The organism is Metabacillus sp. FJAT-52054, from assembly GCF_037201815.1.
Lineage (GTDB): Bacteria > Bacillota > Bacilli > Bacillales > Bacillaceae > Metabacillus_B > Metabacillus_B sediminis.
The window spans coordinates 3693380-3710841 of record NZ_CP147407.1 but is presented as its reverse complement, the minus strand read 5'-3'; the positions used below and the strand labels follow the sequence as shown (position 1 = coordinate 3710841).

Annotated in this window: 20 protein-coding genes; 9 read left to right on the top strand and 11 right to left on the bottom strand. The window is 41.6% G+C overall.

Annotated features, from left to right (window positions below; translation table 11 throughout):
• The first annotated feature begins 287 nt into the window (after nt 1-287).
• The 5 genes from pepF (at nt 288) to WCV65_RS19160 (ending at nt 5054) form a co-directional block, all read left to right on the top strand.
• Complete coding sequence (gene pepF, locus WCV65_RS19180; protein ID WP_338778740.1) at nt 288-2201, top strand: oligoendopeptidase F; 1914 nt, start codon at nt 288-290, stop codon at nt 2199-2201.
• A 281-nt stretch (nt 2202-2482) separates the two neighbouring features.
• Nucleotides 2483-3034 (top strand): signal peptidase I, encoded by a 552-nt coding sequence (locus WCV65_RS19175; protein ID WP_338778739.1) that lies wholly within the window; start codon nt 2483-2485, stop codon nt 3032-3034.
• 22 nt (nt 3035-3056) lie between these two features.
• Nucleotides 3057-3653 carry a CalY family protein gene (locus WCV65_RS19170; RefSeq protein ID WP_338778738.1) on the top strand — a complete coding sequence of 199 codons (597 nt, stop codon included), beginning with the start codon at nt 3057-3059 and terminating at the stop codon, nt 3651-3653.
• 86 nt (nt 3654-3739) lie between these two features.
• Nucleotides 3740-4498: a hypothetical protein gene (locus WCV65_RS19165; RefSeq protein ID WP_338778736.1), complete on the top strand. Its 759-nt coding sequence runs from the start codon at nt 3740-3742 to the stop codon at nt 4496-4498.
• Nucleotides 4485-5054 (top strand): signal peptidase I, encoded by a 570-nt coding sequence (locus WCV65_RS19160; protein WP_338778734.1) that lies wholly within the window; start codon nt 4485-4487, stop codon nt 5052-5054. The genes WCV65_RS19165 and WCV65_RS19160 overlap by 14 nt, the downstream gene beginning before the upstream one ends.
• A gap of 27 nt (nt 5055-5081) precedes the next feature.
• Here the strand turns inward: WCV65_RS19160 and WCV65_RS19155 are convergent, their stop codons facing one another.
• The 10 genes from WCV65_RS19155 to WCV65_RS19110 all read right to left on the bottom strand — a co-directional run bounded on the left by WCV65_RS19155 (nt 5082) and on the right by WCV65_RS19110 (nt 13488).
• The gene (locus WCV65_RS19155) at nt 5082-5405 is read right to left on the bottom strand and encodes a helix-turn-helix domain-containing protein (RefSeq protein WP_035404906.1); all 324 of its coding nucleotides are present in this window, start codon (nt 5403-5405) and stop codon (nt 5082-5084) included.
• A 393-nt stretch (nt 5406-5798) separates the two neighbouring features.
• Nucleotides 5799-5957, bottom strand: coding sequence for a hypothetical protein (locus tag WCV65_RS19150; RefSeq protein ID WP_338778732.1), 159 nt, complete (start codon nt 5955-5957; stop codon nt 5799-5801).
• 29 nt (nt 5958-5986) lie between these two features.
• The gene (locus WCV65_RS19145) at nt 5987-6340 is read right to left on the bottom strand and encodes a hypothetical protein (RefSeq protein ID WP_338778730.1); all 354 of its coding nucleotides are present in this window, start codon (nt 6338-6340) and stop codon (nt 5987-5989) included.
• A 1258-nt stretch (nt 6341-7598) separates the two neighbouring features.
• Entirely contained in the window at nt 7599-7928 is a 330-nt protein-coding gene (locus WCV65_RS19140) for a hypothetical protein (RefSeq protein ID WP_338778728.1), read from the bottom strand.
• Nucleotides 7929-8457: 529 nt separating this feature from the next.
• Nucleotides 8458-9252 (bottom strand): hypothetical protein, encoded by a 795-nt coding sequence (locus tag WCV65_RS19135; RefSeq protein WP_338778726.1) that lies wholly within the window; start codon nt 9250-9252, stop codon nt 8458-8460.
• Nucleotides 9253-9273: 21 nt separating this feature from the next.
• A complete protein-coding gene (locus WCV65_RS19130; RefSeq protein ID WP_338778724.1) occupies nt 9274-9606 on the bottom strand; it encodes a hypothetical protein in 333 nt (110 codons plus the stop codon).
• 28 nt (nt 9607-9634) lie between these two features.
• Nucleotides 9635-11176: an LXG domain-containing protein gene (locus WCV65_RS19125; RefSeq protein ID WP_338778722.1), complete on the bottom strand. Its 1542-nt coding sequence runs from the start codon at nt 11174-11176 to the stop codon at nt 9635-9637.
• Nucleotides 11177-11197: 21 nt separating this feature from the next.
• Complete coding sequence (locus WCV65_RS19120) at nt 11198-11470, bottom strand: YwqI/YxiC family protein (RefSeq protein ID WP_338778720.1); 273 nt, start codon at nt 11468-11470, stop codon at nt 11198-11200.
• A 15-nt stretch (nt 11471-11485) separates the two neighbouring features.
• Entirely contained in the window at nt 11486-11869 is a 384-nt protein-coding gene (locus WCV65_RS19115; protein WP_338778718.1) for a DUF5082 family protein, read from the bottom strand.
• 341 nt (nt 11870-12210) lie between these two features.
• Nucleotides 12211-13488 carry a GTPase gene (locus tag WCV65_RS19110; protein ID WP_051860537.1) on the bottom strand — a complete coding sequence of 426 codons (1278 nt, stop codon included), beginning with the start codon at nt 13486-13488 and terminating at the stop codon, nt 12211-12213.
• Between the two features lie 139 nt (nt 13489-13627).
• Between WCV65_RS19110 and WCV65_RS19105 the strand changes: the two genes are divergently transcribed.
• The 4 genes from WCV65_RS19105 (at nt 13628) to WCV65_RS19090 (ending at nt 16752) form a co-directional block, all read left to right on the top strand.
• Nucleotides 13628-13819 (top strand): hypothetical protein, encoded by a 192-nt coding sequence (locus WCV65_RS19105; protein ID WP_338778714.1) that lies wholly within the window; start codon nt 13628-13630, stop codon nt 13817-13819.
• Between the two features lie 59 nt (nt 13820-13878).
• On the top strand, nt 13879-14100 hold the full coding sequence (locus WCV65_RS19100) for a hypothetical protein (RefSeq protein WP_338778712.1): 222 nt from the start codon (nt 13879-13881) through the stop codon (nt 14098-14100).
• A gap of 235 nt (nt 14101-14335) precedes the next feature.
• A complete protein-coding gene (locus WCV65_RS19095) occupies nt 14336-15337 on the top strand; it encodes a sugar-binding protein (RefSeq protein WP_338778710.1) in 1002 nt (333 codons plus the stop codon).
• On the top strand, nt 15334-16752 hold the full coding sequence (locus WCV65_RS19090) for a sensor histidine kinase (RefSeq protein WP_338778708.1): 1419 nt from the start codon (nt 15334-15336) through the stop codon (nt 16750-16752). The genes WCV65_RS19095 and WCV65_RS19090 overlap by 4 nt, the downstream gene beginning before the upstream one ends.
• 27 nt (nt 16753-16779) lie before the next feature.
• Here the strand turns inward: WCV65_RS19090 and WCV65_RS19085 are convergent, their stop codons facing one another.
• Complete coding sequence (locus WCV65_RS19085; protein ID WP_338778706.1) at nt 16780-17409, bottom strand: hypothetical protein; 630 nt, start codon at nt 17407-17409, stop codon at nt 16780-16782.
• Between the last annotated feature and the right edge of the window lie 53 nt (nt 17410-17462).

Here is a 17462-nt window from a genome sequence, read left to right as displayed (position 1 = left end):
CACGGTGCCAGTCCCGTTATGCTTCACCGCAGCCGGGGACAGAGGAAGCGGACCGCGGAGCCAGATATACCAACCGTTTGGAGAGTTGGTGCCGGAGCTTTGGTTCTTTAGCAGAGTGAGGCACAGACCCCGCTCCCCGTTTGTAATAATTCCACCCATTTAAAGGAAACCTAAATAAAAACTCCAACAACAAATAACTATTTTTTCAGAAAAGAAGGAATAATGTAAATTCTTGTTGAAATATAAGGGTGTTATAGAAAAATATACATAATTTGGAGGGTCTTTTCATGAAAAAACAGCTTATAACAACTGTGGCAGCGGCTGCGATCGCCGTTTCAGCAGTGGTACCGTACAACGTCCTGAGCACTCCGGTTGCCCATGCCGAGGAGCAAGCGAAACCGAATTACAAAAACCGCGACGAAATTCCAGTGGAGTATAAATGGAATTTGGAAGATATGTATAAATCCAAAGCAGCGTGGGAAGCGGATGTAAAGAAAGCCGAAGATCTGTCTGCGAAGTTCAAAAAGAACCACCAGGGCAAGATTGGGAAATCCGCTCTGAATCTTACAAATGCATTAAAGGACTATGCAGCGCTATCCGTTATTTCCGATAAAGCCTATGTTTACGCAAACCTTTCGTTCGATGTGAACCAGTCTAATTCGTCTCTGCAGGCTTTGACAGACCGTGCGGAAAAAATGTCCGCGAAGGTTTCAGCTAATACTTCATGGTTCAAGCCGGAAGTCGTCAGCATTCCAAAAAAAGAAATTGAGCGTTTCCTGCGCAATAAAATGACGGCTCCCTATAAATATTTCATTAAAGATATGATTCGCACGAAAGACCACACCCTCACAAAGCAGGAAGAGGAGCTGCTTGCGAAGGTATCTCCATTGAATGATACGGGTTCAGGCGTTTATGCGATGCTTGCAAAAGATGTGAAGTTCCCGATGATCAAGGACTCCAGCGGGAAGGACGTACAGCTGACACGTTCCAATTTCATTTCCTATATGGAAAGCAAGGACCGCAATGTTCGTAAGCAAGCGTATGAAGCATATTATCAAACGCTTGGAAAGTTCCAGGATTCCTTCTCGCAAACACTGACGGCTCAGGTGAAGAGCCACAATATCGGTGCTGAAGTTAGAAATTATAAGTCTGCTTTGGAAGCGGCTGTTGTGCCAAACAACGTCCCGTCAAAAGTATATGATCAGCTGATTTCTTCCGTTAACAAAGGCCTGCCTTTAATGCACCGCTATATGGAATTGAAGAAGAAAATGCTCGGAGTCGATGAGCTTCATATGTACGACATCTATACACCGATAGTGGAAGCAGACGAAACCTACATTCCATATGCAGATGCAGAGAAAATGGTGCTCGAAGGTCTGAAGCCAATGGGCGAAGACTATGTAAATACATTGAAAAAAGCATTTGATCAGCGCTGGATTGACGTCTATTCTACAGATGATAAAGCAACGGGCGCTTACCAATGGGGTTCCTACGGTTCACATCCATACCTGTTGTTAAATTATCAGGGAACGAAGGATGATGTATCGACGATTGCCCATGAATTAGGTCACGCTGTACACTCTTACATGTCGAGCGAAAAGCAAAACTATTTCAACTCGAACTATGCTACCTTCACTGCGGAAGTTGCTTCCACACTGAATGAAGCATTGCTTTGGAACAGTGAATATAAAAACGCCAAAACAAAAGAAGAAAAAATGTTCTTGCTGAATCAGCGTCTTGAAAACTTCCGTACGACGCTATTCCGTCAAACCCAGTTTGCTGAATTTGAAGAAGCGATTCATGAGCTGGACCAAAAAGGCGAAGCGCTGAACGCAGAAACGTACAAGAAAGTCTACGGGGACATCAATAAGAAGTATTACGGAAAAGCGATGGCGGCGGATGAAGAGATCCCAATGGAATGGGCGCGCATCCCTCACTTCTATAACTACAATTTCTACGTATATCAATACGCAACAAGCTTCGCAGCTTCAACGGCTCTGTCCAAACAAATCACGGACGAAGGCGCACCGGCTGTTAAGCGCGTGAAGGATAACTTCCTGACTGCAGGCGGATCCTCCGATCCAATCAGCATCCTGAAGGGTGCCGGAGTGGACATGTCCACATCCAAACCGATTGATCAGGCGATGCAAGTGTTTGAGGAAACATTGAATGAAATGGAAAAATTGATGAACGAAAAGTAATGGATGAGAACCGGCTCTTCAAATAGAGCCGGTTTTTAGTTAGGTCATACCGTGTCGAAAGAACCAAAATGCGGATCAATATGTTCTTTATATAAAACAAAAAGACCGTAAAAAATATGAAAAAGTTAGAAAAATGAAGAAAAGCGAAGGAAACTACAGAAAATATTCGTTAAAAAGAACTTTTTGGTACAAAAGACCACTTCCGATTTTGTGGGTCGTACGATATACTCAGTGTGTAAGGTTCTTTAACAAGAACACGTAAGGAGAAAGGCGCTGGACTTGTGAAAATCCAATTCGTAAAAAGATTTTTATGGGTCTTAATCATTACGCTCTCTTTGTTCTTTATTGGGAACAAACAAACCATTTTTCCTTATCAAATCAAAAATGTTCTATCCGGTTCGATGGAACCAGCCTTCTGGACAGGATCTGTCATCCTCATAAAAACCCCGGACCCTGATGAAAAAATCAGCAAAGGGGACGTTATCACGTTTGAGGTAGAGAACCACGCCCTCATTACTCACAGAGTCGTGGAGGTAGTTAGGAAGGAAGACAGGGAGCAATACCGCACAAAAGGCGATAACAATGACGGCCCTGATTTGGAACAAGTAAAACCACAGCAAATAAAAGGCATCTATACAGGCCTAACCATTCCATTCCTAGGCTATCTATTCATCCTGGTAAATTCAAAATTCGGCAGCCTGCTGTTTATGGTCATCCCAGGAATCCTCCTACTCTATCTATCCATTAAACTCCTGAGAACCAAACCAAATGAACCGGTTGCAGGTAAAAAGATTGGTGCTTCTTCATTGAAGAAGTTCAATATAAAAAACTAAAAGGGTATGGGAGGAAATTTACATGGCATTCAGTAAAAAACTTGGTTTGGGTCTTGCGTCAGCTGCACTTGGTTTGTCTTTAGTTGGGGGCGGTACATACGCGTTCTTCAGTGATAAAGCGGATGCTTCCGGATCATTTGCTTCTGGAACTTTGGATTTGAATGCAAATCCTACTACTGTCATTGAAGTTGGCAACATTAAACCTGGTGATTGGATGAACCGTTCTTTCCAATTGAAAAATGACGGAACATTGGATATTGCCAAAGTTCTTATGAAAACGGATTACACGTTAACAGATTGGAAAGGTGACAACGCTGGAGAGGATTTCGGAAAGCATATCCGCGTAAACTTCTTATTGAATAAAGATAAAGTAGATACAGTTGTTTGGTGGACGACACTTGACCAGCTTAAAAACATGTCTCCTGATGCCATCGATGGGAACTTCTTCTCCCAATGGTTTGGTGAAAAAGGCGGTAAATTGGCAGCTGGAACAAGTGATGAATTAAAAGTTCAGTTCCAATTTGTTGAAAACGGCAAGGATCAAAACAAATTCCAAGGAGACCAGCTTCACCTTAAGTGGTCCTTCGAAGGACAGCAAGGCGCTGGAGTAGAAAAATAATTTTTATAATGGCAGGGAAGGCGGGATTATCCCGTCTTCCTTTCAAAGCTTTATCACGTCCTTATTGAAATATTGCAGAATGGGGGATGACTGTCATTCGTCACTCAAGGAAACGTAAATTTCTTGATCATAATAAAAAATACCTTTACATCACACAAGCTGCAGCTTTATGGGTAACAGGAATGTATTGCGCAACCAACCTGACATCCCAGCCAACTAATGCGTATTTCAGCGATTCCATAGAAGACACGATGGACATTCAAGCGGGTACTTGGTGGGATGGAAGTGTCCTGTCCTTTGTTAAAAATGAGGAATCGGAAGTTGAATCCTGCGAACCTGTGAACCTTCCATTTACCATACAAAACAGCGGATTTACGATGATCGGTACAACCACGTTTGACGTTCTCTTCAACGGAAATGAGATCCTGACTAATCAAGCCCTCCATGAAATTGAAAGCAATCAATCCGGCAGCCTTTCCGTCCTAGCTGAAAAGGAAGGGACGTATCAAGTCGTCGCAGAACAGCGGCCGGGATTTAATAAAGATTACGAGCACACAGCCACATTTACAAGTGAAGCCATTACCGTAGCCTGTCCGCCTCCTAAAGAAGAGGAGAAAACCAAAGAGGAAGAGGAAAAGGATAAAGAAAAAGAAACCAAACCTGAAAAAGAAACCAATCCTGCTGATGAAACAAAACCGGATGCAGAGAAACCTAATGAAGATCCAACCGTTGAAGAATCAAAACCGGAAGATGTGAAAGCAGAAGAGCCAGTGACAAAAGAAGAGACAGTGCCGGCTAAAGAAGAGAATACCAGTCTGGAAGGTGATCAGATTGAAAGCAATTAAAAAGATGATTAGCACGAGCATTACAGCACTTTTATTTATCGTCCTCCTCTTAATGATTGCAACAGTCGTATCCTCAAAGGCGTCAGGCGGTGAACCGCAGCTTCTTGGGTACCAGATGAAGACCGTTCTTTCAGGATCAATGGAGCCAGGAATTCATACAGGATCCATCATAGCTGTCAAACCTGGCGGGGATATGAAGCGCTTCGAAAAAAATGATGTGATCACGTTCAAGATGGACGAAACAACCCTTGTAACGCACAGAATTATCGACGTTATGAAAAGCGGAGATCAGGTTTTGTATAAGACAAAAGGGGACAACAACAAAACGGCCGACACGGAGCCAGTCTTGTCTGACAATGTTGTTGCGGAATATTCAGGTGTGACCATTCCCTACCTGGGCTATTTTATTGATTTCGCTAAATCGAAAGAAGGCAGTGCACTCCTGCTTGTGCTTCCAGGTATCCTGCTTCTAGGGTATTCAGGAGTCACAATCTGGAGAGCGATGGCAAGACTCGAGGAACCAAAAAAACTTGCTGAAAATGAAAAGACAGTCTAAATCGTTGAATTTAGGCTGTCTGTTTTATTATTGAGCGTTCTTATTTTTCCATTTATTAAATTCAAGAAACTCCTTAAATTGCTCCTTCGTTACCCCAGAATGCATAGCTTCTTTCACTAAACCTGACCACTCCGTATCCAAACCCGAACTTTCTTCTGTATCATTAACAAGGGTATTCACGGACTCGCCTAAAACAGAAGAGACTTTTTCCAGGAATAACACAGATGGATTCGTTTGGAGATTTCGTTCGATAGAGCTTAAATAAGACTTTGCTACGCCTGCACGGTTAGCCAGTTCTGTAAGGGATAGGTTACGTTCTTTGCGGTATTTGCGAATGCGTTCTCCGATCATTTTTTCACTCCTGTTCGTCATTTTGGTACTATCATACCATATAACGAATTGGTTTTTGCTATAAAAAGAACAATTTCGACAAATATTTTTCGACAAAACCGTGGTGAAGGGACCAATAGAGCAGTTTTTTCGGATTGTCAACTCATTGCCTCGTATAATCAATTCGTTCAATATGACGAACAGAAAAACAAAAATTGAACCTGAAAGTTGAACCACTTCTCATTGAAACAGGTTTGTAATACTGAAAATGATAAGATTCACAATAACAGTGCCTATTATCATTTATAAAACCCACCAAGCCATAACGACTCTTTTAACGAACCAATTACGATGCAAGGCTTTTTTTCTGTAAAGATAAGGACCGATTCCAAAAAGAACGAAGATCAAAAAATTCTATGTTTTCGAGAAAATATTCCTCGGATTGTATACTACACCATCTTCAAATTGTTCATAAAGGGTATCCCCAAGCAAAATAATGCAAGCCGCATATGTACATTGAACGATAGAAAGAATAAGCACGGTATGTTTGATGATTTCGGGTATGAGAAGCATAGCATTAACTCCATAGTTGTTAAGTCGAATTAACTAAATACAGTCAGTGCATATTTTACGCTAGACATAATGATAGCAAATAGAATAATGCTCCCAATAAATAATCCAATGCAAAAGAGCATGAAAATAAGCTTTTTTACAATCCAGGAGTGTTGATCCAGTTTTCTGTATATGTAGGGGCCAATTCCAAATAACGTTACCCCGATAATTAAAAATACATATTCAAGCCCCGATCTTTTTGAACCTTCCTTATGGATTCCGTTTTCGTACATATCTAAAACGAGACTCCCTGTTAGTAGAATCAGGAAAGCATAAACGTTCTGAGCTCCCAAAAGAGCAATTAGTGTATTTTCTAATATTAATAGAGAAATCTCAGTATTCATATAGATGCTCCCGCAATTAATTTCCTCATGCTAGCTAAAAAAATATAGAGTTCGACTAATTACATTAAATAAGATAATTGCGATTATTCCTGCAAGTACGAGATAAAGAACGTATAGTAATTTGGATAAGATCCAAGATTCTCGTTGACTTTTGTAGTATAGAAATGGACCTAGGCCAACAATGGAGTATAAGAAAAAGTTAATAAGTTTACCAAATACATTAGAGCCCTTATCGAAAATACCCCATTCAAAATATTCTATTTGTCCCCTGCCTAAAATTAACACAGCAAAGGCGTAGCCGAAATGACCTGCTAGAATGGCTAACATACATAATTCTATAATCTTAATTAGGCCTGTGGAAATCATCTTTTGAGCTCCTATAGATGTATTTAACTATATGGGGATTTATTATTTTCCTGTGAATTATCACTTTCCTATTAAGGATTGTTCTTAACCGGTAATTAAATTGCCTAAGCGCGATATAATATAATAAAAAATAATCCCAGATATGATAAGGCAAATCAGAAATAAGGAATATAGTAATTTAGATAAGATCCATGAACGATTTTGAGTTTTGTAATATATATAAGGTCCAATGCCAACTAATAGTCTCAAAATGAAATTTACTATTTTCTGAAACCAGTTTTCCGGCTCCTTAAAAATTCCCCATTCATAGTATTCTATTTGTATTTCCCCTAAAATCAGTATCACAAGAGCGTATGCAAATTGAGAACAAAGGGTAATAAGGATACCTATTTCAACTACTTTTAAGATTGCAAACCCCATTAAGTTATTTTCCTAATAATATGTATAGTAAAGTTACCCCAAGGATAGAATTCATGCAGGATACATATGGTTCAATGCTCACCCCCTCCCTCAGGTTATATGTATAGTCTAAGAACAGAACTTAAGATTGAATAAAATAGGATACAGATAATTGAGAATAAAAGATACCAGCCTATGTATTGTAATTTCCTAGTTAACCAGGAGCGTTTTCCATTATGCGTTTTTTTATAAAAATAGGGTCCAATTCCAAACAAAAATCTTAAAATAAAATTTGTGGTTTTCGTAACCCAATGTTCTGGATCCTCGAAAATCCCCCATTCATAATATTCTAAGAGTATATTTCCCATGATGATTAAGGTGAAAGCATATGCGTTCTGACTGACTAAGAGAATTAAAACGACAGCTTCAATTAATTCTTTTGGTGAATGCATGATGAAGACCCCTTAGACTGATTTGTTAAACCAGCATTTGATCAGTAAAATAAATCAAGGACGAAGCTAATGAATAAATAAGATAAAAAACTGCCTGCAACAACCAAGTTGGTCCATATGAAAAAAATCAGTTTTCTAAAAAGCCAAGAATGGTGCTGCAGCCTCTTATAAAGATAGGGCCCAAGCCCGAAAATACCTTTCAGAATAAAGTTTGTTGTTTTTGGAAGCCAATGTTTAGGCTTTTCAAAAATCCCCCACTCATAATAATCGAGAAGAGTGTTTCCAATCAGCAGCAATGAAAAACAATAGGAACATTGCGCCGTGAGCATCAGAGCTACACCGATTTTCAATATCTCTGTTATTGATTCCATGAGTTAAAACCCCTTCAAATGATAAACCTAAGAATATGACTGACAGCATTAAATAGAATGATAGCAATAACTCCAGCTATGATTAGATAAAGAATATAAATCAGTTTAGATAAAATCCATGAATTTCTTTGGGTCTTATAATAAAGAAATGGACCGAGTCCCGCGATAGAGTACAAAATAAAGTTGTTACATTTCAAAAATATGTTGTTAGTATTTTCTCGAATATTCCCCACTCAAGGTATTCTATTTGTACTCTCCCTAGAATCAATACAGCAAGGGCGTAACCGAATTGACCAGCTATTATAGCCCCCATACAGAGCTCTATAATAGTAATTACACCGTTAGAAATCATGTTGCGCTCCTTTAGAAAACTAGTTTTATATTTGACTTTTTAGTATCGCATGAAGTTAAAACACGAACCGAAAATCAAATGCTTTTTGTAAGGACTTAAATCCATTTTTGTCTGGTAAGGTTCGTTTTTTCTAGTGAATAACAAAATAAAAAACTGCAGGAATTCCCTGCAGTTTCCTTATGATGATGCTGCAGCAACAAACCCAACCCCGTTTACCACTTGATACCACTCATCTTCAGGGGTTAGGCGGATGGACACAGGGGTTTTTGCATCATCCGTATATTCTGCCACCCATACCCCGTTCGTTGAAGGGAGGAAGAATACAATGTTTTCTAGATATGCATCTTCTTGTTTTTCAAATAATGAAAAATTTGAAATGTTAAAGAGGGACCAATCGCTTTCCTTTAGGTCTGCTAAAAATTTCTCGAAGCTTTGACTCTCAGATGCGTCCATATTAGAAAGAATTTGATTCATATGGTCCTGCTTGCTCAATGCATCAAAGTCACTTTCTGATAAGTTGAATTCATGATTTTTAAATTCGCTGGTAAACTCAAATTTATAGTAATCTCTAATAAGTTTAGGGATTTCTTCTGTTTCTACATAAAAGAATTCATGGATAATATCTTTATATATAATATGAGCGAGCCAGCCATTATCTGTTGCTTTATGAAACATGAATGCACTTTTGTTCGGTAAATCAGAGCAACGAATCATTCTTTTGGATTCTACGTATGATTGGATGAAGGTGTGCATAGTCTCGCTGATTGGCAATAGTCCTGCTGCTTCTTTCTGTTCATCCCAGATTTCTTTGAGAATCAATTGGGGAATGGTGACCTGAGTCACCAGGTTCCAATCTTTTTCAGTCCGATCACCAAAAGAAGTAACTGCAATCCCGTTAGAGAATTCTGGATAACCGCAAATTGAAACTAATATCGCGAGCTCCTCCGTTGTACATACAAGCTGATAATTCATTCATAGCTCCTTTCTTTATTATTAAGCAAGTAGGTTTGTTATACTGCTTAAAATAAGGTTGATAATAACAAATACTATGATCATTAATAAGACCCATGAAGTCATAATTGCTCTTTTAACAAACCAGTTATGGTGTTGAGCTTTTTTCTTGTATATAAAAGGGCCAATACCGAACAAAATATACGCTACGAAATTCCATGATTTAGAAAAGATATTTTTTGCATTGTGTATTACACCATCTTCAAACTGGTCATAAAGAGTATCTCCAAGTAAAATAATGCAAGCAGCAAAAGTACATTGGATTATAGAGAGAATAAGCACTGTATTTTTTATAATTTCTGCTACAAGAAACATTTTTTAACTCCTTAGTTGATGATTAGATTTAATTAAACCAGCCTATTACAGAATTCGTCACATTATTGGTGATTTTCTTTGCTTCTTTTTCAATTGCACGTCCGGCTGCTTCTCCAACATCCTTAATTTTATCACCAACAACAGAACTCGCTATACCACCGACTAAGCCTCCAACAGCACCTCCAACTACTGTGCCTACGGGACCTCCGATTGCAGTTCCAGCAATTGCCCCAATTTTAGCACCGGCAGAGATTGCTACAATGTCTGTCCCAATGCCTGCTACCATTCGACCACTTCGTTCCATTACAGATTTTTTTGCATTTTCAGCACTGAAAAATTCTCCAACATTTCCAGCAGCTGAGACTGCATAGGATACGTATGGTACTCTTTTGGCAACTGTTGTAAATCCTTTTGCGTTCAAAGTATCCTTTACCAATCCTTTTATGCCATGTCCTATACGTTTTTCATATCCTTTTAAAAATGTTTTCCCATCTAGCCAACCATTGAAGTTTTTTGGATAACCAGCAGCGTGCTTAACTAAGTGTGAAGGACTATCATAAGACTTAATGAATTGATGAGCCAGCTTTTTGATAGGGTTTGTAGGTGTTGCTTGTTCTGCAAAATTCTTAAGCCACTTTGCATGCGGGTTTCTATGCTTTCCTTTGGCAGTCCATTCCCTATCGATCTGGACTGTAAATTTGTAATTTCCTCTAACCCGATCCCAAAAACCGGGTTTGATGCCGCCTTTGTATTTCACTTTAAGCTTTGAACTGAATTTAGTTGTTAATCCTGTTGAAATAAGTTGAAAACCCATTAATGCATAGTCCCCGTTACCAATGCTTTTTCCGACATTATCCAAAACTGACATTGTGGTGTCTCCAACATTCATTAATCTTTTAATCAAAAGGTCACTTTTTAAGGAGTCGTAATTTTTATTTTTGGACAGCTGCCCCGGCACATACCCCCCAACTGACAGTTTCCCGCTTTCATACATACCGGAAATTTCACTGACATATGACTTCAATTTTTGCACGTCCTGGTCTACGGTCGTGAGCTCAGAGGTTTGAGTTTGGTCATACTCAGTTAGCTGCTTGAGGGTTTCTTCCATGTCTTTCTTTCCATCACTTACTTTACCAGCTACACCGCTGTCGTCAAGATTACTTACGGGTGCGATGGATTTGATGGTATCGATGATTCCGTTTGCTTCGTCAGTCAGATCGGAGGTGTAGTTTTTGGTTTCGTTCAGTCCCTGGGTCAGTTCACCCTCCAGAAAGCTCTGTTTGATCACTCCATTTTTTTCTGGCTCAAGCTCGGTCAGATCTTTTTTCATTTTCTTCAAAACGCGCTCGTAGTTCTCGAATAAGAAATCATAGTAGGCGAGAAGAGGCTTATGTGTTTCACCGTAAAAGGAACGGATTGCCTGGCCGCCTTTACCGGTAAGGGCTGTATGGAGGTTTTCGATGGATTTGACATCCGCCTCCATTTTCTTTAGCTGCTCTTTTTGTGATTTGATTTCTGCCAGGGCTGTTTTAATGCCTTGGCTCAATGATTCGACGTCAAGAGTTTTCATTGCTTAGAAAACCTCCTTTCTTTATTTGAAGGTAGACGCCAATTCGTCGTCTGTATCCTTCATGGATTGGACAGATTCTTTTGTTGCCTGGATGTTTTTTAAAAGAAGCGCTTTGTATTGATCTGCGGCATCTTGAAGTGCTTTATTCAACTCGTTAATTTTTTTTACAGCATCCAGTTCGTTTCCGCTTGCGAAGTCGCTTGCCAGGGAGGAGGTGAAGCCTTGAGAGGATGACTGCAGCCCATCGACTGCTTTATTTACTTCATCAATATCTAATACAATTTCTTCACTCATTTTATGTACTCCTTTCTAGTTTGCTTTCGCAGCGGCATCTGCCTCAGCTTTAGCCTCAGCAGCAAGTCTTGCTTCTTCTTTTTTAATCTGATCTTTTAAATTCGTAATCTCTGCTTTTAATTCTTCTATTTTCCCTTGAATCTGATTGAGGACATCCTCAAGCTGCCCATCGTACATGTCTTTATATTCTTCTTTTAATTCTGTTCGGATTTTATCGAAATCCGTTGCATGATCCCCTTTATAGGTGTCTGAAGTCAGCTCAGGTTCCTTGCACATTGTAATCTTTGCTTTAAATTCCTGCTGAATTCCTTCTAGCTTTGGTTTAGCGGTTTCAAGCTTCTCGAGCTGGTCCTCTTTTATTCTTAATTGTTCATAAAGATAGGATAAATAGGACGACATGATCCGTAACCCCCTTGAAAATTAATATCTATTGTAATGTGAAATTTCGTCAAAATATGTAAGCATTATTCTATGATAAACGATGGGATAAATTAGGTTGAATGGGTAATTTACCTTATATTAGAAAAAAACAGTGTGACTTTTGCAGTAATTTGATCTTTATTTAGTGTTTTTACCCAAATTATTGAAAAGTTAACCAGATTATTCTATAAAACTAGTGCTTAAAACACGAGAAAAAATCAGCCTGCTTAAATAGCAGGCTGATTCATGAATTGGTGACCGTAATTCTATAGTGACTAAAAATTAAATGTCGAGCTTTTTCGATAAAACGTTATGCCTATTTAGCTTTTCACCGCAAGCTCCTCAATTTTCTCCTTATTCTCATTCATCCGTACCTTCATCCCAATTGAAAGCTTCTCCATAATTTCAGTAGTGGAGTAGTCCTTGTAGCTGATTTCCTGTCTTAAAAAGTCCGCACATGTATTAATAAAGGAGTTGGCGATGGCTTCGGTGACTTTCCGATTGAAGCTCCCTGCGACGAGTCCGACAATCGGAGAAAGAAGCAGATTGGCTTTACCGACCGTTTTTCCGGCGAGCTTGGCTAGGGTGGAGGCGCCTTCCTTGCTCAGCTGCTTCGTACCGTATTTAAGGGCAGCTTTGCCGATTGCGCGCCCGCCTTCAGAGGCAACGAATGGAAGCAGAATGGATTGCAGGAGCGGCCTTGCTTCCTTAGTGAACTTCAGGAAGTTGCGGTTTACGGGAATGCCCATGACTGTCATAATGTCTTTCGCCATATACAAGTAAACAGCGCTTCGGCCCATCATATCCATGCCGATCGGGAATGCTTCAGCCGCGTGGGCGAGATTTTTATAGCTCACCGGGCTGTTTGAATCGAGCCGCTCCTGAATCAGCTTTTTTGCTGAATCAATTTTCCGTTCTACTTCAATTTTCTGAGCCGCCGTAAACGCCCGTCTAGTCGCTTCCGGAATGATATCCAGCGTCCTGTCGATCAAATCGGTTAAACCATGCTGAGGAATTTTTACCTCGCCCAGCAATACTTTTTCCTTTGCCAGTACCCGGCAAATCGGAAGGTGGGGGAGCTCTTCTTTTATAAATTTTAGAAACGCTTCATTCTGATCGAAGGTTTGCGTTAACACAATGACGACCGGCATGTATTCGGAAAAGCTGCGGATCCACTCAATTTCTGTACTCTCGAGCCGTCTGCTTTCATTAGAAATGCAATACCACATAATATGAAGGTGGTCCGCCGCATCTGTAGAAGAAGCCCGTTTCCGAATTTCGCTGACAATCTGTTTGCGTGAGATCTCACGCTGCTCCAGGTCAAGCTCCATCCCTTTTGTATCAAAAAGGTGAACCGGTGCTTCCGGAATCCGATACTCAATAAGTGCCTGTGAAACCGGCTTGCCGACACCGGTCTCCGCCTCATTAAAACCAAATACCGCATTAATAAGCGTACTCTTCCCAACGCCCGTTTTCCCGGACAGGACAATGTTCGGCTTAATAAAATTCCGGTTAAAATCTTCGTTCAGCTCTGCCAATTCATCCTGAAGCCTTGCCAAAACCTCCGCCCATTGTATTTCATCACCGGTTTTAACCATGGTTTTGCCCTCCTTTAGTCGTTAATGATACATACCCGAATATAGAGGATTGTATAACGTGATTCCTTAAATTTCCAATGATTTTGTGGTATATCGATTTAATTTGTATAATAGAAGAAAACAAAACAGGAGGCTCCCCATGAACAATCTATCCTTCTGGATGTGGTACCTGATAGCAGCTGTCTGCGGCGGACCCATTCTTTATAAATTTTTCGGAACTGACACAACTTCACTGCTTATTGCCAGTGGAATATACTTTGTCATCGTCATTATTCTCCTGAACAAATGGAAAAACCGAAGGGGTCAGCAAAAAAATCAATCGGATGTTTAAGGTTTGCAAAAACGGGTAAATATCCTCTTACAAGATTATTTGATTGAGAGGTAATGACTATGTTTAATTTTGACCGAGCATCCTATATATCCTACTTAAAGCTGGTTCGCAACGTTTCTCTCCTCGGAGTCCTCGTCTTCTTCGGCTACTACTTAACGCTGCAGCTTCAGGCGGGAACCGCCCAAATGGGATTCGTGTACACAGGATTCGCCTGCGCCATCATCGCAGCCATCACAAGCTATTCCATCATGAAAATGAGAGACGCTGCACGCAGCAGGTGAGAAGGGGAGACCCTTCTTTTTTTTGTGTGCGTTGCACTGACCCCCGCCGCATCACCGCATCAGGGGACAGAGCACAAACCGCCGAACCTCATGCGGCACAACGGAAAAAGTGAGAGGGGGACGGAGTTTTAGTCCTTTATCAGAGCGGGGGTCAGTGCACACACCCAAACTTCCCCCTTCCCAACCCCCGCCAAATCTCCTACAATAGAAATAAAACGCTTACAAGGAGAACCTCATGGCGTACCTCAAACGATTTCTCTACCTTTCTGCTATTCTTATTTTTGCAACAACGGCTGCCATGACCATTTACTTTGGAAAGGAAACCTTTCATGTGACGGAAATTGCAGCAGGGAAGACGGATCCAAAGCATACGTTTCATTTTGTCCTCATTCCTGAGGAGCTAGATAACGAGTACTGGAGTCTGGTCGAGGAAGGGGCTCAGGATGCGGCGGCGGAGCATGGGGTTTCTCTTGAATTCCTTGGTCCGAAGCAGGCAAATATAGATGAGCATTTGAAAACGATTGATATGGCGATTGCGGGACAGGTCGATGGACTGCTGACACAGGGGATTGTCGATCAGGAGTTTACGCCGCTTTTAAATAAAGCAGTAGAAAAGGGTATTCCGGTTGTGACGATTGATACGGATGCGCCGAACAGTGAGCGGTCGGTGTATATCGGGACGGATAATTATTATGCCGGTTTTCTTGCGGGAAAGGCGCTGATGGCTGATACGAAGGGGCCTCAGACGGTTGGGATTATTACCGGGAGTTTCGAGGCGTCCCATCAGAAGCTGCGGGTGCAGGGGTTTTTAGATGCAATTAAATCACAGTCTCGTATCAAGGTCGCAGCTCAAAAAGAATCCAATATTACCAAGGCGGGTGCGGTAAAGGCCGCATACGAATTTTTTCAGGAATATCCGGAACTCAATGCATTTTACGGGACGAGCGCTCTGGATGGGATCGGCATTGCGCAGGTAGCGGAGTATTTGAAAAAGGACGGGCGGACGTATGTAATTGGCTTCGATACGTTGCCGGAGACGCTAAAATACATTGAAAAGGGCACCATCCAGGCGACGGTCGTTCAATATCCGTATCAAATGGGCTATAAAGGGGTCGAAACGCTGCTGCAAATCAAAAAAGGGCTCAGTCCGGAACCGATTCAGCATACGGATACGGCCATTATTCGAGAGTATGACCTGCCGCTCACTCCGGGCAAGCCAGAGGGGGCCCAGCAATGAAATCGATCCGCAGCAAGCTCCTTATCTATTTTTCAGTCTTTGTCGCGCTATTCAATATCGTAACCTTCTCTATCTATTTCAGCAGCAATCGGATGGTTTCCGAGTATCACCAAAGCTTTCAGGGGTTTCTTTTGTTCAATGAAGTTTCCCAGCAGGCGAGCTCTATTTATGAAAAAATTAATGGCTTCGCCGTCGAAAAAGATGGGGAGTTTGTACAGGAGTATGATCAGCTCAAAAAATCCTTCAGTAAAAATTACAATCGGCTGGAGCTAGAAAAACCTGCGGGAGTAGGCGATCCTGAGCTTTTGAAATATCGAAACATGATGAAGAGCCTGCTTGAAGAAAGTGATGCGACCATTGAGGAAGTGAAAACGAGTCAAATTGAGGATTACCTGAGGCACTTAAAGGAAGTTCAGAATATCTCATCTTATTTGCAGGAATCCACCCTCACCCTTTTGAACATGGAGCTTTTTGAGTACCGTGCATTTTATCAGGATATGGAAAAGCGCAACCAGGCGTTTCAATGGTTCACGATCAGCCTGTTTTCTTCCACACTTCTTCTTGCGCTGCTTTTGGCTCTTTTTTTCTCAAGAGGCGTCACCCGGCCCATCCGGCAGCTGTCTGATGCAGCGAAGGAGATTGCTTCCGGCCGCTTTGAAGGACCGTCCATTGCCGTCAAATCCAGAGACGAAATCCGTGTTCTTGGAGAGTCGTTTAACCATATGAAGGATAATTTAAAGCGTCTTATTGAAGAAATGGAGGAAAAATCAGAGCTCGATCAGCTGCTAAAGGAGCTTGAACTCAAGCACCTGCAAAACCAGATCAACCCGCATTTTCTTTTTAACACACTCAATACGGTTGTCCGGATGGCCTACTTAGAAGATGCCCCGGTTACAAGCCGTCTAATTGAATCCGTTTCCCAGCTGCTCCGCTACAGCCTTGGCAATCTCAACAAAACGGTTACCCTTTCTGAAGAAGTGAGCGTGGTTCAGGAGTATTTTTACATTCAAAAAACCAGATTTGCCGATCGAATTGCCTTTACAATGGAAATCGATGAAACCTGTTTGAAAAAGGAGATTCCTAGTCTTACTCTTCAGCCGCTCGTAGAGAACGCGTTCATTCATGGAGTGGAGAACAATGAGTCCGGCGGGGAAATTGCCCTGCGGATTTTCTCGCGCAGGGGGACGCCGATTATTGAAATTACCGATAATGGGGAAGGGATGACAGAGGATCAGGTGCAGAAGATTTTTGACCAGCAGGATCATGCGCATGAAATTAGCAGCGGCCACTCAACCGGAATCGGCCTCCGAAACGTGATTCGCCGACTTGAACTTTTCTATAAGCGAAAGGATGTCCTGCAAATACAATCGAAAAAAGGTGAGGGCACGACAATCCGCATTATCCTAAGTATATGAAAAAAAGCCAAGACATCTTGGCTTTTCCTAATAGGATTGGGGAGAGCTCCCGAGCAATGCCGAAGCCTGATCCATATACATTCCGACATTTAATAGCGCCTCCGTACACTGCTCTATCGCAGCAATATCCATTGAATCAACAGCACCCGGGTAATGCGCTACAACATAATCAATCTCCTTGCCTGCCAAAAGAAACAAATCATGAACCTCCGCCATTCCCGGAGGCGGCTGAAGACTTTTCAAATCATCGCTCGCACTCTGCATCTGCACCAGCGCTTTCGCCATTTCCTTCGTCCAGCCCGAATCGGTCAGAAGCGATGGATCCCCGCTTGCCTGCATATTCAGCTCCCCAAAAGCATAAAGCCCCGCGGACAGCTGTTCAAGCATCGGACTAACCTGATCCAAATACTGCATCTCCGCATCGCTCACATCCGGAACAGCAGGCGCTGCAGGCTCCTCCGCAGCAGGCGGTTCCTCAGGTGCAGGGGCTGGTTCAGGCACTGGCTCTGGAGCCGGCTCTTCTTCTCTCTGAACAGGCGGGCTTTCTTTTTCAACAGGGGGCTCTTGAACGGTTTGAACCGTCTTGGGTTTCTCATTAATCACACAGCCGCTTAGCAAAAAAAGCGAAACAATCAGCAAGGATAAAGCCTTCTTCAAATAGAGTCCTCCTCAAAACTAACCCATTTTGGTATAGGGTTATCGTATGGAGG

Bases quoted from the DNA above. Each gene is read 5' to 3' on its own strand.
- pepF (WP_338778740.1), top strand. From the start codon at position 288: ATGAAAAAACAGCTTATAACAACTGTGGCAGCGGCTGCGATCGCCGTT.
- WCV65_RS19170 (WP_338778738.1), top strand. From the start codon at position 3,057: ATGGCATTCAGTAAAAAACTTGGTTTGGGTCTTGCGTCAGCTGCACTT.
- WCV65_RS19165 (WP_338778736.1), top strand. From the start codon at position 3,740: ATGACTGTCATTCGTCACTCAAGGAAACGTAAATTTCTTGATCATAAT.
- WCV65_RS19155 (WP_035404906.1), bottom strand. From the start codon at position 5,405: ATGATCGGAGAACGCATTCGCAAATACCGCAAAGAACGTAACCTATCC.
- WCV65_RS19150 (WP_338778732.1), bottom strand. From the start codon at position 5,957: ATGCTTCTCATACCCGAAATCATCAAACATACCGTGCTTATTCTTTCT.
- WCV65_RS19145 (WP_338778730.1), bottom strand. From the start codon at position 6,340: ATGAATACTGAGATTTCTCTATTAATATTAGAAAATACACTAATTGCT.
- WCV65_RS19140 (WP_338778728.1), bottom strand. From the start codon at position 7,928: ATGGAATCAATAACAGAGATATTGAAAATCGGTGTAGCTCTGATGCTC.
- WCV65_RS19135 (WP_338778726.1), bottom strand. From the start codon at position 9,252: ATGAATTATCAGCTTGTATGTACAACGGAGGAGCTCGCGATATTAGTT.
- WCV65_RS19130 (WP_338778724.1), bottom strand. From the start codon at position 9,606: ATGTTTCTTGTAGCAGAAATTATAAAAAATACAGTGCTTATTCTCTCT.
- WCV65_RS19125 (WP_338778722.1), bottom strand. From the start codon at position 11,176: ATGAAAACTCTTGACGTCGAATCATTGAGCCAAGGCATTAAAACAGCC.
- WCV65_RS19120 (WP_338778720.1), bottom strand. From the start codon at position 11,470: ATGAGTGAAGAAATTGTATTAGATATTGATGAAGTAAATAAAGCAGTC.
- WCV65_RS19115 (WP_338778718.1), bottom strand. From the start codon at position 11,869: ATGTCGTCCTATTTATCCTATCTTTATGAACAATTAAGAATAAAAGAG.
- WCV65_RS19110 (WP_051860537.1), bottom strand. From the start codon at position 13,488: ATGGTTAAAACCGGTGATGAAATACAATGGGCGGAGGTTTTGGCAAGG.
- WCV65_RS19105 (WP_338778714.1), top strand. From the start codon at position 13,628: ATGAACAATCTATCCTTCTGGATGTGGTACCTGATAGCAGCTGTCTGC.
- WCV65_RS19100 (WP_338778712.1), top strand. From the start codon at position 13,879: ATGTTTAATTTTGACCGAGCATCCTATATATCCTACTTAAAGCTGGTT.
- WCV65_RS19095 (WP_338778710.1), top strand. From the start codon at position 14,336: ATGGCGTACCTCAAACGATTTCTCTACCTTTCTGCTATTCTTATTTTT.
- WCV65_RS19090 (WP_338778708.1), top strand. From the start codon at position 15,334: ATGAAATCGATCCGCAGCAAGCTCCTTATCTATTTTTCAGTCTTTGTC.